We start from the raw sequence: 16,273 nt of genomic DNA, 5'->3' as shown, positions 1-16,273 counted from the left end.
CATCTAAAATTTATGCTAAAGGACACGACGTGCTGTTGTGTAATTGCGACTCCACCATCCCGAATTTAGATCTGTAACCGTTACGCCGCCTTTACCATACGTATGCAGAATTTTGCCGTTCCCCATGTAAATGGCTACATGATGAATTGGCGCATAGAAAAAGACCAAATCGCCTTTTTTCAGCTGACTACGCGGTACGAAAGTGCCGACAGTTGATTGCTGTCTGGAAGAACGCGGAAGCTTGATACCATTTTGTGCAAATACATATTGAGTGAATGAAGAGCAGTCAAAAGAGCTTGTACTGCCAGCTGGGGCTCCATGTTGATAACGCACGCCCATAAACTGGGAGCCTTTAGAAATAATCCGATCAGCTTTACTTGCCGAAGCGGCATGAGTGGTGGCGGGTCCAACGACGAAGCTCCCTGCGCTCAATGCCAAAGTCATAGTAAAGCAAATACCCATCCACAATTTTTTAGAAGTACGTTTCATATATAAATTCCTCCGTTATTCGTATTGTGTTGATGTCCTGAAATGACAATAACACAAATAAAATGTCCGGAATTTACCACTCATGGTTACAAACCTGTTACCCCAACGCTTTGTCCTCATTTATTAGAAAACGATGAGAATTTTCTCCTTAATTTTGGCTTGACAAATTGTATAGACTCCACTTATAGATAGGCTCGTATGACAATAAGCGACTTGCAGACGATTGGCACAAGCAATCACGCAAAATATACATACCTATATACTACAATTTATAACCTGTACGGGAGTATGCTCTGATTCCCGTTGACATCGTAAGGATCACACCGTATTTCCGGTCAGGAAGGGGAATTCGTATGGCTTCAAAGCAGAATAAAGCATTCAAAAAACCGCGTCTAACCATTGTTCAGGTCATTTCCAACTATCCCGATGCACAGCCGGTACCCTCCAACAAGGGCGGAACGGAAAAGGTCGTGTATGAATTAACTGAGGAATTGGTGAGACGAGGGCATCATGTATCTCTTTTTGCCGCCCGTGGGAGCAGGAGCAGTGCGCGGTTGATTCCCTATCCCAAGGGTTTGAAACAAAGTCAGATCCCCCAATATGTACTCCGGCATATGCCTTCCGACACACATATCATTCATGATCATACCTTTCGTTCTGCTGTGGGGCGTAGGAAGCTGCCTTGTCCATCAGTATGCACCGTTCATCTTCCAGTGAAGAGACACGGAAAAAACCCGGTGTATGTCAGTAAACGAGCACGTCAGCTGATGGGCAGGGGCAAAGGTTTTTATATCTATAACGGTATCAACACACATGAATACGAGTTCAGTAGTGAGAAGCGCGGCTATTTGCTATTCATGGGCAGAATCATACGGGATAAAGGTGTATTGCAGGCCATTCAGGTTGCAGAACGAACAGGAAAAAAACTGCTTATTGCAGGTCCTATCAAAGCTCCAGAATTTTTCCGGAAAGAGATTCAGAAACGAATTCAGCGCAATCCGAATATACGCTATCTGGGGGCAGTTGGAGGCGATCAGAAACAGAAGTTGCTGAAACATGCAGAGTGTCTGTTGTTTCCGACACTGTGGGAAGAGCCATTTGGACTCGTTATGGTTGAGGCCATGGCTTGTGGAACACCGGTGCTGGCATTAAAAAATGGCTCCGTCCCCGAGGTACTATCGGGTTTTCCGCAGTTGATTTGCAAATCGGTTAGCCAAATGGCACGAAAAGCACAGCAAAAGAACTACCCTTCACCAGCGAAGCTGCGTTTGTATGTGACTCAAAGATTTACCAACAAACAGATGACCAGTAACTACTTAAGACTATACCGTGAAATCATCCGTCGGCGAGAACAGAAGAGAGGACAACGGCAGCCTATACGGAGGTGAAGAGGATGCAGGTCAAACGATATATGCTCGGAAAGGGCTCTTGGGCAACTCCTTATTATATAGCTACAGGGGGACAAAAAGGTCCGTGTGTGATGGTGGTGGCGGGGATACATGGTAAAGAAATAGCAAGCATACGAGCTGCTGAGAAACTGGTAAAGCTTTTGAATCAGCAAAAACTGCGATTTAGCCATGGTAAGCTTATAATTGTACCGATTGTAAATCAAGAGGCTTACCGCAAACGGATTAGAGGAATACCTGATCTTAATCGAACCTTTCCGCGCAAAAAAAAGCAGCTGGCAACACAACCACTCTCCGCTGCTCTATTCAAATTAACACAAAAGCATCAACCTAAATGGTATCTCGACTTGCATGAGGCCAACGGATTGTCACAAAAGGATGCCAAGGTGCTTGGTCAAACGCTAATCTCCAATAAGGCCAATCCGGTGGTTCCTACGGTTCGTCGGATTATTAAGCGAATGAATCGCTCCATCCAGGTGAGCGACCGACATTTCAACATTCGGTTGCATGAGCTTCCAGGTTCCTCCCGCACTGCTGCAGCCCGTATTTTAGGTGCACGCGCGGTTACCGTGGAAACGGGTTGGAGCCTGCCCAAGAAAGTACGCATACACTATCAGTTGGAGATCGTAAAGCATTTTTTAAAAGAAGCCGGAATAGTCAAAGGTAACGAAGTATATTTATCTGCCAAGGTTAGAACTGTTACCTCAAGAAAATATGGCATCACAAAATAAAATCGCTTCTGGAGCAAGGATTTTTGCACCTTGCTCAGGAGCGATTTTTTATGTGCGACCTTCGTTTAGAATCCGTGGCGTGCTGATATTATATCTATGTGTTGTCAGGCTTCGGATTTATAGAAGGCGTTCACTAAGCTGTTCCCCAGACGTACCTCAATTAGTTCCAGTGATGTATCCAGATCGGCACGGATCGTGTGATACGTATCGACCGGAATGCTAAATACAGAACCGCTTGCCGCAGCAAAACGTTCTCCGTTCAGCATGACCTCTCCCCGGCCGGACACGATCGTCCATACTTTAAGTCCACTGCCGTGAATACGGCCATTCAAGCGGTGATCTGGCAGTACCGTCAGCCGTATGGCCAGTATATCGTTCAGACTCCGATGATCAAATTCGTCCAGTACCCGGTAACTACCCCAAGAGGTTTCGCCATGCTTGGGGTGAAGTTGAAGTTTGCCTAGCTGGTCCTTGATGGCGTGAGCATGGCTCTTGGAGGCGATGAGAATGCCGTCGGGGCTCGCAGCTGCAATAATATCTTCCACACCAATGACATGAAGTGGATAGGGCAACTCATTGACGATGTGCGTGCCAAGAGTTTGGCCACTGATCTGTCCACGCCCGATCACTTGGCTATTTAGCTGCTCTGTTAGAGCCTGCCAGTTGCCGATGTCGTGCCATTCGCCATCGTAGGGCAGGACGATGGCATGTTCGGCACGCTCTGCAATCTCCTCGTCGAAACTGCGAACCGGGAGGCCATCATACATTGCGCATAATGCTTTATCGTTCAGCGGCAAATAACTTCGCTCCATACAGGAGAGCATATACCGTAATGTAAAAGCGTAAATACCACAGTTCCACAGCGCACCCTGATGAATAAGCTGCTGTGCCCCGGAATGATCCGGCTTTTCTGTGAAGCGAGCAACTTGCGCATAAGAAGGTTTCCCTTCCCGTATCATTTGCAGACCCGGAACGACATAGCCGTATTGGTCGGAGGGATGAGTGGGCCTTGTCCCAAGCATAGCCAAATCGGCTCCGCTCTCAAGCAATAAGCCGGAGAGCGCTGCTATGCTATGGAAGAAATCCTCCCCTGCAAACATGTCCGCTGGAGCAATGCAGAGAACTTCATCCAGCCCCATGCCTCTGGTGTGAAAATATGCAGCCGCCAGTGCAGCAGCGGTGAAGGTTCCCCGTTTGGCAGGCTCGCCCAAAACGGGCAGACGACCTTCTGTATGGCGAAAGGCTAGATTTACCTGGCTTCGATGAGCCAGAAGCAGGGCAGAGGAATCCAGCCCGGCTAAGGTAAGCTGACGGTACACCCGGCCGAGCATAGATTCCTTTCGCCCGTCAGGGGCGGGCAACAACTGGAGAAACAGCTTCGACCGGATTTCGTTGGATAGTGGCCATAGCCGTTTTCCAGCACCACCGCATAACAATACGATGCGCACGGATGTTTCCTCCTTCAATGCAGATCCATTTGGATTGCATCATTTTGCAGGATTTTAAGAACTATTTTAGCGATGATTCAATCTTTGTTTTTGGAGCAAGCTGGTACACCTTGCGTTGATGAAAAGATAAGGAACGATAGCTCTTGGCCAAGACATCCAATTGTTTTTGCGACAGGGAAGAAGCCCGACTATGAAGCGCTTTATTCAATGACTTGCGCAAAATCATCTGAGAAGGCTTATTGCTGTATAAATAGTTGGCATACGTTTCATATTCGGAAAACCCAAACTGTTTTGTCCGGTTTATACTTTGGATAATCGCGTTGTACCAAGGTTTTCCATGTCGGGCCTCGATAACTTGCTTGAGCTGGCTGAGCCGCGCTTTTTCAAAAAGCATATAGTGAGTGACAAAGGATTTTGGTGAGGGTGCTTTAACGCCCATCAGCTTGTGGTAGGTGCGAAAATACTCAGGCTGGCTCCAGCTGCGGTAGTAAAAAATCGTTTTTCCGTCTTTACGGAACGTATGTGGACGAATCAAAATCGTGTCCGCGTCAATGACGAGAAAAAAAGAGGCTTTACTGATTTTGTCGCCATTCATTTTGAGTAATTGTTGATACAGCCAGCCTGAGCGGTCCCAGCGCGTTGTCCCGTAATGAATATGTTTTTTGGTGATGGGCAGCACCGTTTTTTCGTCAATAAATGTACATTTCTTGTTTGCGCACAGACGGCGAATCCCGGTGCTTTGCGGTGAGACGATATAAATAGTTCCAATTCGGTGCTGCACGTGACGGCGCAGACTGTCAATCACCAGCGGTAGTGTGGCAAGATCTTTATCAATTGCTGGAATCAGAACATCGATTGTAAGGGAACCCTTCCGTGGCCCATCCGATTGCGCTGACATGTTATTCACTCCCTATATGTGCAAATATACGCTCCCAGCGTCTCTCCATATCGTATGCTTGGACAGGCGCTTTCGACCGGGCAAGGTCAAACGTCCATTTCTATGCAGGACAGGGCTGATGAAGCTTCGAATGGGGAGTTAGCGCATACGATAGATTGATCTTTTTTAACAGGAGCGTTCTACCTGAGAGTAGAGAGGAGAGGGGCAAGTGAATTCTTCACAAGCGCAGGCGTTGCGCAGCAAATGGCATAAAACCCAATTGTTGCTCCAGCATGGCAGCATCAAGCCGTATGTACCTGAAACTCGCAAATATAATAAAGCAAATTTGAAATCAATGCTGGAGAAGTATGGTATGGTCTATGTAAAACCCGAGCGAGGTACCTTTGGTAAAGGTGTAATGAGAGTAGAGCAGGAGGCCGGCCAGCGTTTCGCCTATCAATATGAGGAAACGCGCCAAGAATTCAAACATTTGGATGCACTATATATCAGCCTATCGAAACATACGGGGAAGAAAAGTTATCTCATTCAAAAGGGAATCCATTTACTACGCCATCAAATGCGTTATTTTGATATTCGGGTCATGGTGCAGCGTAATGAAAAAGGGCTATGGGAGTCTACCGGAATTATTGGACGTCTTGGTCATCCCCGTAAAATCGTGACCAACTATCATAGTGGTGGTAAGCCGATGGCCTTGGAGCAGTTACTAAAATCCCATTTATCGCAAAGCAAGCAGGCGGAGCTGGTTAAGAAACTAAATGAATTGGGTCTTACTATCGCCAAACAACTGCAAAAAACATATCCGAAATTCCGGCAAATTGGTGTGGACATTGGACTGGATCATCGCTTTATCCCGTGGATTATTGAGGTGAATACGAAGCCGGACCCATATATTTTTAACCAATTAACAGATAAGTCCATGTACCGTAAAGTGTTAAGCTATTGGCGACTGGCTAATGAAAAAAGGAAGGTCACCGTCCCAAGCAAAGATACAAATAAAGATAAAAATAAAGACAAGAATAAAGGTAAAAATAAAGATAAGAATGTAATTAAAGATTCTAAAAAACAAAAAATATCTTGACCAGTAGATTGCTTCATTGCCAGCAGGTAATACAGAAAAAAGGATGAATTTTTCATAATTCATCCTTTTTATTTAGGATTACATTTTAAACTCGCCAAGTCCCCAATTGTTTGCGTATAAGTACGATTTGTCCGCTATGATATGCATCGTGCAGCGTCCACCGCGATAATTCAGCACCGAGAGTGTCGGAGCCGAGAGGCTTATCCAGATCAGCATCATTCAGAGCAGTAATGGCGACAAGCAGTTGGTTTACAAGAGCTTCCGCTTCTTTCAGCGTCTCCTGCCATCCTTCATGGTCTTCAGCATCCCCTGGCGGACCGAACGTCTCATCATTGCTTATTCCAGTTGAACTTATAGGGCGGTCAGTTAAACGTCTCAAAATACGCTCATTGTAATAATTAATGTGACGAACTGTTTGCCAAATCGTGTTTCCTCCACCTGGTGGTGTCCAAGTGGCTTCCTGTGTATTCACACCGTGAAGTGCGGCGGCAAGAGGAACAATCCATTCTTCCTTATCCCATGAATTTTCTCTTTGCAATACCAGCATATTTACTCGATCTCGGCTCACCTAACCCAACTCCTTTTGTAGGGATGTAACTAGCTAAACATAGGATAAATCGTTACAATTAACAATGTAGCATGACAAATTAAGATTTGCAACCAGTTAAAATGATTTTAGTGGTTACAGACGGTGGAGGAACTCTTTTGAATACACTTTGGACTGATTTTGTAAACAGCGAATGGCACGATTGGAGAGGGAGCGGACGTTCAGAAGATCGTTTGTTGAAGCCCGAATGGCAAAATGAATTTCTTATGCGGTGGCAATTTACCGCTTCGGTCCCAGCCAGTGCGGAAGATATCGAAGAAATGCAAATTCTCCGGAGGGAATTACGTAGCTTCGCTGAGCACCTGACTTCTGGCGGACAAATGACAACTGATCTGGTGGATATGATTAACCGAAAGATGATGGAAGGGGGGCCGGTCACTCGCTTATTAAAGCAACAGGATGAGCATTTCAGCATTGTGCTGGAACCCGTGGCAAATGGTTGGAAAAAAGTACTGGCAGAGGTTGTAGCCGATTTTGCCCAGGCACTTGTCAATAGCGGCGGCTCCAGAATTCGTATTTGCGATAATATCGATTGCCGATGGGTATTTTACGATGATACCCGAAATCGGTCAAAGCGGTTTTGCGACGATAAGATGTGTGGTAATTTGATGAAGGTACGCCGTTTTCGCGAGCGTAAGAAAAATTAAATGGAGCAAGAGAATTTACATGAGCAGTACATGTTGAGCCCACTCCTATATGAACAATGGAGTGGGTTATTTAAAATTGAACAACCTGTGACCCTGTGCTATGCTTACATAAAAGAGGAGCTAGCCGTACTAACGATGATCTTTACTATGCGTATAAACATCTGATGATACGACGAATAGAAAGGGTGTACAGCCATGAATTCTGTCATTGAACTTAACAATGTAAGCTGGAAGAGAGATAACCGTACCATACTGGACCAAATCAATTGGCAGGTAGCTGAGGGGGAGCACTGGGCTGTACTCGGCTTGAATGGATCAGGTAAAACAACGATGCTCAATATGATTAACGGTTACATATGGCCAACCACAGGTAGTGTCGGTGTATTGGGGCATACCTTTGGAGATGTGGATCTGAGGGAGCTGCGCAAATCTATTGGTTGGGTCAGCTCCTCTTTACAGGAAAGAATTAATGGGAGCCAGCGTACGCAGGATGTTGTCATTAGCGGCAAATTTGCCTCCATTGGACTTTATGACCAGACGACGGATACAGAGTATGAACAGGCCGTTCAGCTTATGACGCAACTGGGGTGTGCTCATCTCGTGGATCGGTTGTATCAGGGATGCTCACAGGGAGAAAAGCAAAAAGTGCTTATCGCCCGCGCATTAATGGCCTCGCCCAAGCTACTGATTTTGGACGAGGCGTGTAATGGTTTGGACTTTTTCTCCCGGGAAGCATTGCTGGATAGCATTCGCCAGTTATCGGAGTCGCAGGCTTCGCCGAATTTACTGTATGTTACACATCATATCGAAGAAATTCTACCGATGTACACGCATACGATTCTAATCCGCCGGGGCACGGTATTTGCCAAAGGTAAAACGACTGATATTCTGAGTAGTGACACACTTAGTGCTTTTTTTGAAACGCTTGTACAAGTAGAATGGAGACAGGATCGTGCATGGCTCTCTATGGTGTAGAGAGTCTTTTTTTCTCGCTAACCTGCTACCAACATAATCAGAATAGGCAATATCAGGAATGAGGCAAGCGTGCTCCACAGGATGCAGGTGGAAACCAGTTTTGGCGATGCATTAAATTTTTCTGCTAAAATGACAGCATTCACAGCAACCGGCATCGAGGCCAAAATGAAGAGAACGGAGAACAAAAGGCCTGAAATTCCCAGTATCAGCATAGCAAGACAAGCCGCAAGCGGAGAGAGCAAAAGGCGAATTGTTAGTCCGGCGTAGCTGGCTTTTTTAATAGACAACTCCAGCTTGAATATTTTCACATAAGCCATCTGGGTACCGAGGATCGCCAGCACGACTGGAGAATAGGCGGCAGCAATCATCGAGACGCCCGACTGAATGCCAGAGGGAAGATGCCAGTCCAGCAGCCGCAGTCCCATGGCGAGTAGAGCTGCATAGATCGCAGGAAGTGAAAATACCGACTTAACAGCACTTTGAACAGAAAATTCAGAGCGGGCTGCAAAGTAAACGCCAATGGTATTGACCATAATCATCTGGATGACGACATACACGGAGGCTTTATCCAGACCGAGCTGCCCAAAGGCAAGTAAAATAAGGGGCAGGCCATAATTTGCACTATTGGTCAGCGTGGAGATTAAGGTAAGTCCAGCCGTTTCCGGAGTGCTCAGTCTAAAGATTTTCCCCGCTAATTGTGCAATTCCCCACAACAGCAGCAGGTTCAGTATTGAAAAAGCGGCAGTCTGCGCTACATCATGCCAAGAAAGCTGTGCTTTGAGTAGCGTGTCCAGAATCATGGCGGGGCTTAAAAAATATAAATACAAAGTCGAGAGCGGTTTCGTTTCCAGCTTCATGAATTTTCCGAGTAAAAATCCGGCGATCACTGGAATGGACAGCGGAACGATAACGGATAATAGAGTTGATAGTACGATTTGTATCATGAATTCCACCCATCCTTTCTGTAATGACATTTTCCATTATAAGGCGCTACTTTCGAGCCCGTCCAAGATGAAAACACAATCAAGGTCATAGGTATATACTATGAAGCCTTCGACACTTATTGTGAAAACAATAAAAGGGATGCCCTATTAGCCGTTTATCATGGCTGTGGGCATCCCTTTTATTATAATGAACCAATGATACTGCCGATTTATGCAGTAGCGACCGTTTCCGCTTTGGTTCGGCAATCATCAGAGCAATAGTGCTGATGCTGTTCTTCGCAATCGGGACATACGATATGCTGGAGATTGCACACCGGGCAGTTGATATAATGATCGCTTGGCGTTTCACAATGGAAGCACTTACCGACAATGACGTCTTCATCCGTATGATTGATCGGAATGGAGATTCGTTCGTCAAATACGTAGCATTTACCGTCAAACAAACGTCCTTGTACTTCCGGGTCCTTGCTGTAAGTCACAATGCCGCCATCCAACTGGCCTACATCGTTAAACCCTTCTTTGATCAGAAGACCGGACAACTTTTCGCAACGGATACCTCCGGTGCAGTACGTCAGGATTTTTTTGTCTTTGAACTGAGTCATATTGTCGCGAATCCATTGTGGAAATTCACGGAACGATTCGACTTCAGGGCGAATAGCCCCGCGGAAATGACCGATGTCATATTCATAATCATTACGTCCGTCCAGAACAACTACATCTTCAGCTTGAAGCTGTTCATAAAACTCCTTTGGTGACAGCCGCTTACCGCTAATTACATTAGGGTCCAGTTCATCCTCATGACGCAGCGTAACTAGCTCCTGACGATGGCGTACAAATATTTTCTTGAACGCATGACCGTCAGACTCATCTATTTTAATAACAATATCGTGGAATTTCGGATTGGCGCGCAAATCACGCATATATTGCTCCGTTTGCTCTACTGTACCAGACAGTGTTCCGTTGATTCCTTCTGCAGCAATCAAGATTCTTCCCTTGACACCCAGCTCCTTGCAGTAAGCCAGATGCTCTGCCGTAAAGGTGGCAGGGTCTTCTATGTTGACATATTTGTAAAACAACAAAATTCGATAAGCATGTTCACACACGTAAAATCACCCTCTGATTCAAGTCAAAGTTTTTTAACAAGCAATTTTAAATGTACCACATTCTTTAAGTTAGTCAACTTAAATGTATAAAAAGTGGAAATGGAAAAGATGACGAGCGACAAAAGTAAGGGTTTACATTATAATAGTAACGTAGTAATGAGGGGATTTCTGGTAGCAGGATGAGTTTTACTAGGTGAAAGGATGAATGAAATGAAACATCATTTGACAGCGCATACACCACCTATGGGGTGGAATAGCTGGGATTGCTACGGTGCAGCAGTACGGGAAGAGGAAGTACGGGGAAATGCTCAATATATGGCGGAGCACCTGAAGGAATATGGTTGGGAATATGTCGTGGTGGATATTCAGTGGTATGAGTCAGGAGCAGTTTCTTCACAGTATCGCCCGTTCGTCCCATTGGAAATGGATTCATTTTCACGTCTTATTCCAGCGGTGAATCGTTTTCCTTCGGCAGCAGATGGACGAGGCTTCCAAGCTCTTGCGGAATATGTACACAGTCTGGGATTGAAATTTGGTATACATATTATGAGAGGCATCTCCCGTCAGGCGGTGCACCAGGATACCCCAATTTTGGGAACCACATCCACGGCGAGACAAATTGCGCATCCCAACTCTATTTGTCCCTGGAACACAGATATGTATGGGGTAGATGCATCCAAGGAAGGCGCACAGGAGTACTATAATTCGTTGTTTGACCTGTATGCGGAATGGGGTGTGGATTTTGTCAAAGTAGATGACATTGCTGCATCACGTCTCTATGGTATTCATTTGGCGGAAATTGAATTGATTAGGCGGGCTATCGCCCAATGCGGACGTCCGATGGTGCTGAGTCTATCACCTGGTCCTGCACCGCTGGAGCATGCATCTGATTTAATTGCAAACGCGAATATGTGGCGTATGACGGATGACTTCTGGGATGTATGGCCTTTACTGTATGGTATGTTTGAGCGCTGCGAGAAGTGGGCGGAACATGTAGGTCCGGGTCACTGGCCGGATTGCGACATGCTGCCACTAGGTCATCTGGGTATTCGTTCGGTAGATTCGGTGGATTCCGGCAGCCATGACCGATGGACACGCTTTACGAAGGATGAGCAGCTAACGATGATGACCTTGTGGAGCATTTTCCGATCTCCACTGATGTTCGGGGGAGAACTGCAGGATAATGATGCATGGACCCTTTCCTTGCTAACGAATGAAGAAGTGTTAAATGCTCATCGCAACGGTTTGAATGCGCGGCAGGTGTACAGAAAGGATGAACATATCGTTTGGACTTCACATAACGGGGAAGGTCATGTATACGCAGCTTTGTTTAATGCTGGAGATGAAGCTTCAAAGGTGCGTGTATCCTTAAAAGACCTTGGTATTGAAGGACAGGCAAATGCCAGAGATTTGTGGAACCATGTGAATTTAGGTGTTTTAACACAAGAACTGTCCGCAGATTTACCTCCTCACGGAGCAGCTCTATTTATTTTGAAATAATGTAAGGAAGAACTATGCGCAGTTCCAACCCAATCACCCTATCGTACAAGTGGAAGGTAAACTTTACAATAGGGTGATTTTTTTGCATGTGTAACTTTAGGATATTTTAACGAACTCGACATTATTCTTGGGAATATGACATTTGGAACGTGTTAATTTTATATAGTGCCTATTTCTGTACAAATTTAAATCATTCTAACGAATAGACTCGAGAAAGGAGTCAAATGATGAAATTAAAAAAAATCCACAAAAATGAACAGGACGAGCCTTGGCCCTCTAGCAAACCAATACTATGTATCGGGGGGGCCAATCTGGATCGTAAAATCATGATTAAAGGTACATTTCAGCTTCATACCTCCAATCCGAGCAGTACAAGGCTGCAATCTTGCGGTGGGGTAGCACGAAATGTAGCCGAAAATTTAGGGAGGTTGAGCCAACGGGTCAGCCTGCTAACTGCGGTTGGGGACGATGCGGAAGGTGAATTTATTATCGAGCAGTCCAGCCGTTACATGCACGTGGTTCCTCTGCAAGTCAAAGGTGAACCGTCAACTGGGGTTTATACTGCCTTGCTGAACGAGCGTGGTGAACTGATTGTAGCGACAGCAGAAATGGAGATTTATGATCAGATTCGTCCTTCAGTAATTTATGAAAATACTCCTTTAATCGCCTCGTCCCGACTCGTTCTGCTGGACACTAATTTCTCTATGAACGTAATTGCTGCCACCATACATGTCTGCCATGAACATCGGGTTCCGATTGTCGTTTCTTCGGTATCGGCCTCCAAGATGAGAAAGCTTCCCCGGAATTTGCATGGAGTGGAATGGCTGGTATGTAAACCGGTGGAGGCTGAAGCTTATTTGGGGCTAGAACTTACAGATGATCAGCATATGTTGGATGCCACCCGGATTTTTCACAAACTTGGGGTTCAAAATGTCATTTTTATCTGCGGTGCTGATCGAGTTTTGTACGCCTCTCAGGATGGAACTCATGGACAAATTCCTATGCATCCCGTTCAAGAGGTCATTGATGTCACAGGCGCAGATGATGCTTTTATTGCCGGGATGATTTATGGAATCACCCAAGGTTATCCTATGGAGCAAGTGTGCCAATTTGGAATTAGCTGTGTCGACTTGACCCTGCAAACGGATCGGACGGTTTCAGAGACCCTTTCTATGAATAAACTCCATTCTAGGTTTCAGGAGCTATATGGCACACATTCGCAAAATTTTGTGTTTTTCAAGGGTGTGTATTTTAAAAAGGAAGATACATAAGTAATTAAGAGAACTCTACCCTACAACAGCGCGTACTGGGAGCTTCACGTACGTAATGGCCTCAATCAATTAATTGGTAAAAGGAGCATGTTGTCTGATGGACAGCGTGAAATACGTAATTGTTTTTCTGCCACAGTGCCTCCTTTATTTGCTTTTAAAGGGAGGTTCTTTGGTAGTGTCCGCTTTGTTCTGGGTTTTCGCAGGTGTATCCGTTCTAAAGTCTGGCCACTCATTATGCAATAGGATAACCAACGGAATTTAATTATCTTGAAAATTAAATATCGTTCATGTCCCTGGCTGATCTCAGATAGACGATTATCTCCTTGACTAGAAATTACATTTCGTGTAAAGTGGTGAAAATTGTAATATATAGGAATAGTATAGACCAAGGATCAAAGGTTCAATACCCGCTGTACAGAGAAGAAACTCATGGGCTGAAAGGTTTCTCGCCGCGAATGAACGTTTCCCTGCCTTGCGAGCTGTAGCGGTTTGTAAGATAAACCGTTACCGGCTAGACGCCGTTATCTGATGAAGGACCGTTCCGTGTATGGCTACGGTCAAATTAAGGGTGGTACCACGACACATTCGTCCCTGACGGATGTGTCTTTTTGCGTACATTTTATCGTCCATACAAGGAGGTAGCTACACATGCGCCAAAGCCAATTATTACTGACAACCTTGCGTGAAGCACCCGCAGAGGCCGAAGTGATCAGTCATCAGCTTATGCTGCGAGGAGGATTTATCCGCCAACTGGCGGCTGGAATGTACACCTACATGCCATTGGGCAGACGGGTGCTCAGAAAAGTAGAGCAAATCATACGAGATGAAATGGATCGCGCCGGAGCTGGGGAGCTGCTGATGCCTGTATTGCAGCCAATGGAGCTATGGCAAGAATCAGGGAGATACGATGTTTACGGTCCTGAGCTGATGCGTCTGCAAGATCGACATGATCGAGAGTTTGCATTGGGGCCTACACATGAAGAGGTCATTACGTCTTTAATACGAAATGAAGTGAATTCTTATCGCAAATTGCCTGTAACCCTGTATCAAATTCAAACCAAATTTCGGGATGAACGACGTCCTCGATTTGGTCTGCTTCGCAGCAGAGAATTCTTGATGAAGGATGCCTATTCGTTTGATGCACATTGGGAAGGACTAGATCATACCTATTGGACTATGTTCCAGGCATATCAGCGTATTTTCACCCGCTGCGGTCTGTATTTTCGTGCAGTAGAAGCAGATGCGGGTGCCATTGGTGGCGAAGGTGAAACCCATGAATTTATGGCTCTAGCTGATATTGGAGAGGACACCATTGTAGCATGCACCTGCTGTGAATATGCAGCTAATCTTGAAAAAGCCGTGGCGCGGTCGACGGAGAAAATAGAAATAGCTCAAGTCGCAGATGAAAATGAACTTGTCAGCTATCCTTCTTTTGATACAGCTAAAATGGAAAAATTCCATACTCCAGGCCTACGTACAATAGATCAACTGGTTGAATCGCTTCACATAGAACCTGAAGAAATCATCAAAACACTGATTTATATGGCTGACGATCAACCTGTTGCTGTAGTTGTCAGGGGTGATCATGAGGTTAACGAAGTGAAAGTTAAACATATTTTAGGTAGTGAAAAATTCGAAATAGAAAGTACAGACACCGTGTCAAAGGCGACTGGAACCCCCTCGGGGTTCATAGGCCCATGCGGATTGACGATCCCTGTGTGGGTAGATTACGCCGTTGTCCAAATGTCCAGCGGTATCGCAGGCGCGAATGAGCTGGATTATCATTATCGACATGTGAATCCAAGGCGCGATATAGATCTTCGGCATGTGGCTGACTTGCGGAATGTAATAGAAGGGGATAGATGTCCTCGATGTGACGAAGGGGAATTGAAACTTTATCGTGGGATTGAGATCGGACACGTGTTTAAGCTGGGCACCAAATATAGTGAGAAGCTGGGTGCGACTTTTCTGGATGCATCTGGAACGGAGCAAGCGATGATTATGGGCTGCTACGGTATTGGGGTTTCCCGAATCCTTTCTGCCATTGTAGAGCAAAATCATGATCAGAACGGAATGATATGGCCTCATGCGCTGGCCCCGTTTCAAGTTCATATCATTCCGATTTCTGTGAAAGACAGGCTTCAGATGCAATTAGCCGAGAAATTATACAACCAACTGCAGGATCACGGTGTGGAGGTGCTGCTGGACGATCGGGAGGAACGGCCCGGGGTTAAATTCAAAGACTCTGATTTAGTAGGTATTCCCGTGCGCATCGTCGTTGGTAAAGATGCCGAGCACGGGAAAGTAGAGTTAGTGGAACGAAAAAGCTGCAACAAAGAGACGATTCATATCGAAGATGTAGAGAGACGGATATTGGAACTACGCTAAGCATCTGTATCCCCTAGAATATGGCCTTCTCCAAGTGTAATCTCATGAAAGTCCGCCATATGACGTGCCTGAAACCGGATTGGCTTGTCCCGACCTACCATAATGATATTTTGAATGTCGGCAGCGCCATCCGAGGGGAGCGAGAAAGTTGTGACATAGGCGAATTCTTCACGCAACGTTGTGTGAATGGCATTGATCAGATGGTCGTGTTCACTTTTGCCCATTAAATTCATGATCAGGGAGCCTTCGGAATCCAGCTTTTCTTTGGCCATCTTGAAAAATTCCCAGGATACTAAATGCAAGGGTGTACCCTGCTCTGTGAAGGCGTCCAGAATAATATAGTCATAAGCATCAGGCGCTTCCTTCTCCAGAATGCGTCGTCCATCGCCAACAGTTACATTATCTTGATCGTATCCAAAGAATGTTCGGCTGAACTCTACGACTTGTGCATCCAGTTCGGCAATCTTAAAGCGTTTATCTATAAAATGACCCGCTATTGTACCTATACCGTGCCCAATAACAAACACGTCTTCAAATGTCGGATCGTTCAGTTCCATGAGATGGATGATTGCTCTCGGATATTCGAACAGAATGCGTTGCGGATGATTCAAGTCCAGCGCGCCTTGGATGGCTGTATTTGAAAACTGCATCACCCGAAATAATCCCTTTTCACCGTACAGCTCGGTGGTTTCGTATACTGTGATTTCATGATTATGGCTCAACTTTTTGTACAAGACATCCAATTAAATGATCTCCTTCAAGTCAGACTTCCTCCTCATCTTAGACAT

At 45.5% G+C, this 16,273-nt stretch carries 15 protein-coding genes; 8 read left to right on the top strand and 7 right to left on the bottom strand.

Annotated elements, in window-relative coordinates; translation table 11 throughout:
• Window positions 1-15: 15 nt before the first annotated feature.
• On the bottom strand, window positions 16-489 hold the full coding sequence (locus tag MHB46_RS02950; protein WP_190299219.1) for a C40 family peptidase: 474 nt from the start codon (window positions 487-489) through the stop codon (window positions 16-18).
• A 353-nt stretch (window positions 490-842) separates the two neighbouring features.
• Between MHB46_RS02950 and MHB46_RS02945 the strand changes: the two genes are divergently transcribed.
• Window positions 843-1,877 carry a glycosyltransferase family 4 protein gene (locus tag MHB46_RS02945; protein WP_341161558.1) on the top strand — a complete coding sequence of 345 codons (1,035 nt, stop codon included), beginning with the start codon at window positions 843-845 and terminating at the stop codon, window positions 1,875-1,877.
• A gap of 5 nt (window positions 1,878-1,882) precedes the next feature.
• On the top strand, window positions 1,883-2,626 hold the full coding sequence (locus MHB46_RS02940; protein WP_341161557.1) for a succinylglutamate desuccinylase/aspartoacylase family protein: 744 nt from the start codon (window positions 1,883-1,885) through the stop codon (window positions 2,624-2,626).
• A gap of 104 nt (window positions 2,627-2,730) precedes the next feature.
• Here the strand turns inward: MHB46_RS02940 and MHB46_RS02935 are convergent, their stop codons facing one another.
• Both MHB46_RS02935 and MHB46_RS02930 read right to left on the bottom strand, forming a co-directional pair.
• Complete coding sequence (locus tag MHB46_RS02935; RefSeq protein WP_341161556.1) at window positions 2,731-4,074, bottom strand: sugar phosphate nucleotidyltransferase; 1,344 nt, start codon at window positions 4,072-4,074, stop codon at window positions 2,731-2,733.
• A 61-nt stretch (window positions 4,075-4,135) separates the two neighbouring features.
• Complete coding sequence (locus MHB46_RS02930) at window positions 4,136-4,972, bottom strand: DUF6492 family protein (protein WP_341161555.1); 837 nt, start codon at window positions 4,970-4,972, stop codon at window positions 4,136-4,138.
• A 208-nt stretch (window positions 4,973-5,180) separates the two neighbouring features.
• Between MHB46_RS02930 and MHB46_RS02925 the strand changes: the two genes are divergently transcribed.
• Window positions 5,181-6,050 carry a YheC/YheD family protein gene (locus tag MHB46_RS02925; protein WP_250268223.1) on the top strand — a complete coding sequence of 290 codons (870 nt, stop codon included), beginning with the start codon at window positions 5,181-5,183 and terminating at the stop codon, window positions 6,048-6,050.
• Window positions 6,051-6,135: 85 nt separating this feature from the next.
• On the opposite strand, the gene MHB46_RS02920 is transcribed toward MHB46_RS02925, so the two are convergent.
• Window positions 6,136-6,618 (bottom strand): DinB family protein, encoded by a 483-nt coding sequence (locus MHB46_RS02920; protein WP_061830146.1) that lies wholly within the window; start codon window positions 6,616-6,618, stop codon window positions 6,136-6,138.
• 137 nt (window positions 6,619-6,755) lie between these two features.
• Here MHB46_RS02920 and MHB46_RS02915 point away from each other — a divergent pair, with 137 nt between their 5' ends.
• Entirely contained in the window at window positions 6,756-7,304 is a 549-nt protein-coding gene (locus tag MHB46_RS02915) for a CGNR zinc finger domain-containing protein (RefSeq protein WP_341161554.1), read from the top strand.
• A 195-nt stretch (window positions 7,305-7,499) separates the two neighbouring features.
• Entirely contained in the window at window positions 7,500-8,279 is a 780-nt protein-coding gene (locus MHB46_RS02910; protein WP_341161553.1) for an ABC transporter ATP-binding protein, read from the top strand.
• Between the two features lie 17 nt (window positions 8,280-8,296).
• Here MHB46_RS02910 and MHB46_RS02905 read toward each other — a convergent pair whose 3' ends face one another.
• Both MHB46_RS02905 and trhO read right to left on the bottom strand, forming a co-directional pair.
• A complete protein-coding gene (locus tag MHB46_RS02905; protein WP_341161552.1) occupies window positions 8,297-9,223 on the bottom strand; it encodes an AEC family transporter in 927 nt (308 codons plus the stop codon).
• A 209-nt stretch (window positions 9,224-9,432) separates the two neighbouring features.
• The gene (gene trhO / locus MHB46_RS02900) at window positions 9,433-10,326 is read right to left on the bottom strand and encodes an oxygen-dependent tRNA uridine(34) hydroxylase TrhO (RefSeq protein WP_341161551.1); all 894 of its coding nucleotides are present in this window, start codon (window positions 10,324-10,326) and stop codon (window positions 9,433-9,435) included.
• A 210-nt stretch (window positions 10,327-10,536) separates the two neighbouring features.
• Here trhO and MHB46_RS02895 point away from each other — a divergent pair, with 210 nt between their 5' ends.
• From MHB46_RS02895 to MHB46_RS02885, 3 genes are all read left to right on the top strand, one after another.
• Window positions 10,537-11,826 (top strand): glycoside hydrolase family 27 protein, encoded by a 1,290-nt coding sequence (locus MHB46_RS02895; protein ID WP_341161550.1) that lies wholly within the window; start codon window positions 10,537-10,539, stop codon window positions 11,824-11,826.
• A 227-nt stretch (window positions 11,827-12,053) separates the two neighbouring features.
• Window positions 12,054-13,097, top strand: a complete 1,044-nt coding sequence (locus MHB46_RS02890) for a carbohydrate kinase family protein (protein WP_061830151.1) — start codon at window positions 12,054-12,056, stop codon at window positions 13,095-13,097.
• A gap of 648 nt (window positions 13,098-13,745) precedes the next feature.
• Window positions 13,746-15,485: a proline--tRNA ligase gene (locus MHB46_RS02885; RefSeq protein ID WP_341161549.1), complete on the top strand. Its 1,740-nt coding sequence runs from the start codon at window positions 13,746-13,748 to the stop codon at window positions 15,483-15,485.
• On the opposite strand, the gene MHB46_RS02880 is transcribed toward MHB46_RS02885, so the two are convergent.
• Window positions 15,482-16,228, bottom strand: a complete 747-nt coding sequence (locus tag MHB46_RS02880; RefSeq protein WP_341161548.1) for a spermidine synthase — start codon at window positions 16,226-16,228, stop codon at window positions 15,482-15,484. The two genes, MHB46_RS02885 and MHB46_RS02880, sit on opposite strands and share 4 nt — an antisense overlap.
• Window positions 16,229-16,273 lie beyond the last annotated feature (45 nt).

Source organism: Paenibacillus sp. FSL H7-0703 (assembly GCF_038003485.1).
Classification (GTDB): Bacteria; Bacillota; Bacilli; order Paenibacillales; family Paenibacillaceae; genus Paenibacillus; species Paenibacillus polymyxa_B.
Note: the sequence above shows the minus strand (reverse complement) of the source record. Positions and strands in the feature narration are given on the sequence as shown.

What these genes read in the sequence shown, in the direction of transcription:
- MHB46_RS02950 (WP_190299219.1), bottom strand. Translation starts at nt 489, where the DNA reads ATGAAACGTACTTCTAAAAAATTGTGGATGGGTATTTGCTTTACTATG.
- MHB46_RS02945 (WP_341161558.1), top strand. Translation starts at nt 843, where the DNA reads ATGGCTTCAAAGCAGAATAAAGCATTCAAAAAACCGCGTCTAACCATT.
- MHB46_RS02910 (WP_341161553.1), top strand. Translation starts at nt 7,500, where the DNA reads ATGAATTCTGTCATTGAACTTAACAATGTAAGCTGGAAGAGAGATAAC.
- MHB46_RS02940 (WP_341161557.1), top strand. Translation starts at nt 1,883, where the DNA reads ATGCAGGTCAAACGATATATGCTCGGAAAGGGCTCTTGGGCAACTCCT.
- MHB46_RS02895 (WP_341161550.1), top strand. Translation starts at nt 10,537, where the DNA reads ATGAAACATCATTTGACAGCGCATACACCACCTATGGGGTGGAATAGC.
- MHB46_RS02885 (WP_341161549.1), top strand. Translation starts at nt 13,746, where the DNA reads ATGCGCCAAAGCCAATTATTACTGACAACCTTGCGTGAAGCACCCGCA.
- MHB46_RS02890 (WP_061830151.1), top strand. Translation starts at nt 12,054, where the DNA reads ATGAAATTAAAAAAAATCCACAAAAATGAACAGGACGAGCCTTGGCCC.
- MHB46_RS02905 (WP_341161552.1), bottom strand. Translation starts at nt 9,223, where the DNA reads ATGATACAAATCGTACTATCAACTCTATTATCCGTTATCGTTCCGCTG.
- MHB46_RS02930 (WP_341161555.1), bottom strand. Translation starts at nt 4,972, where the DNA reads ATGTCAGCGCAATCGGATGGGCCACGGAAGGGTTCCCTTACAATCGAT.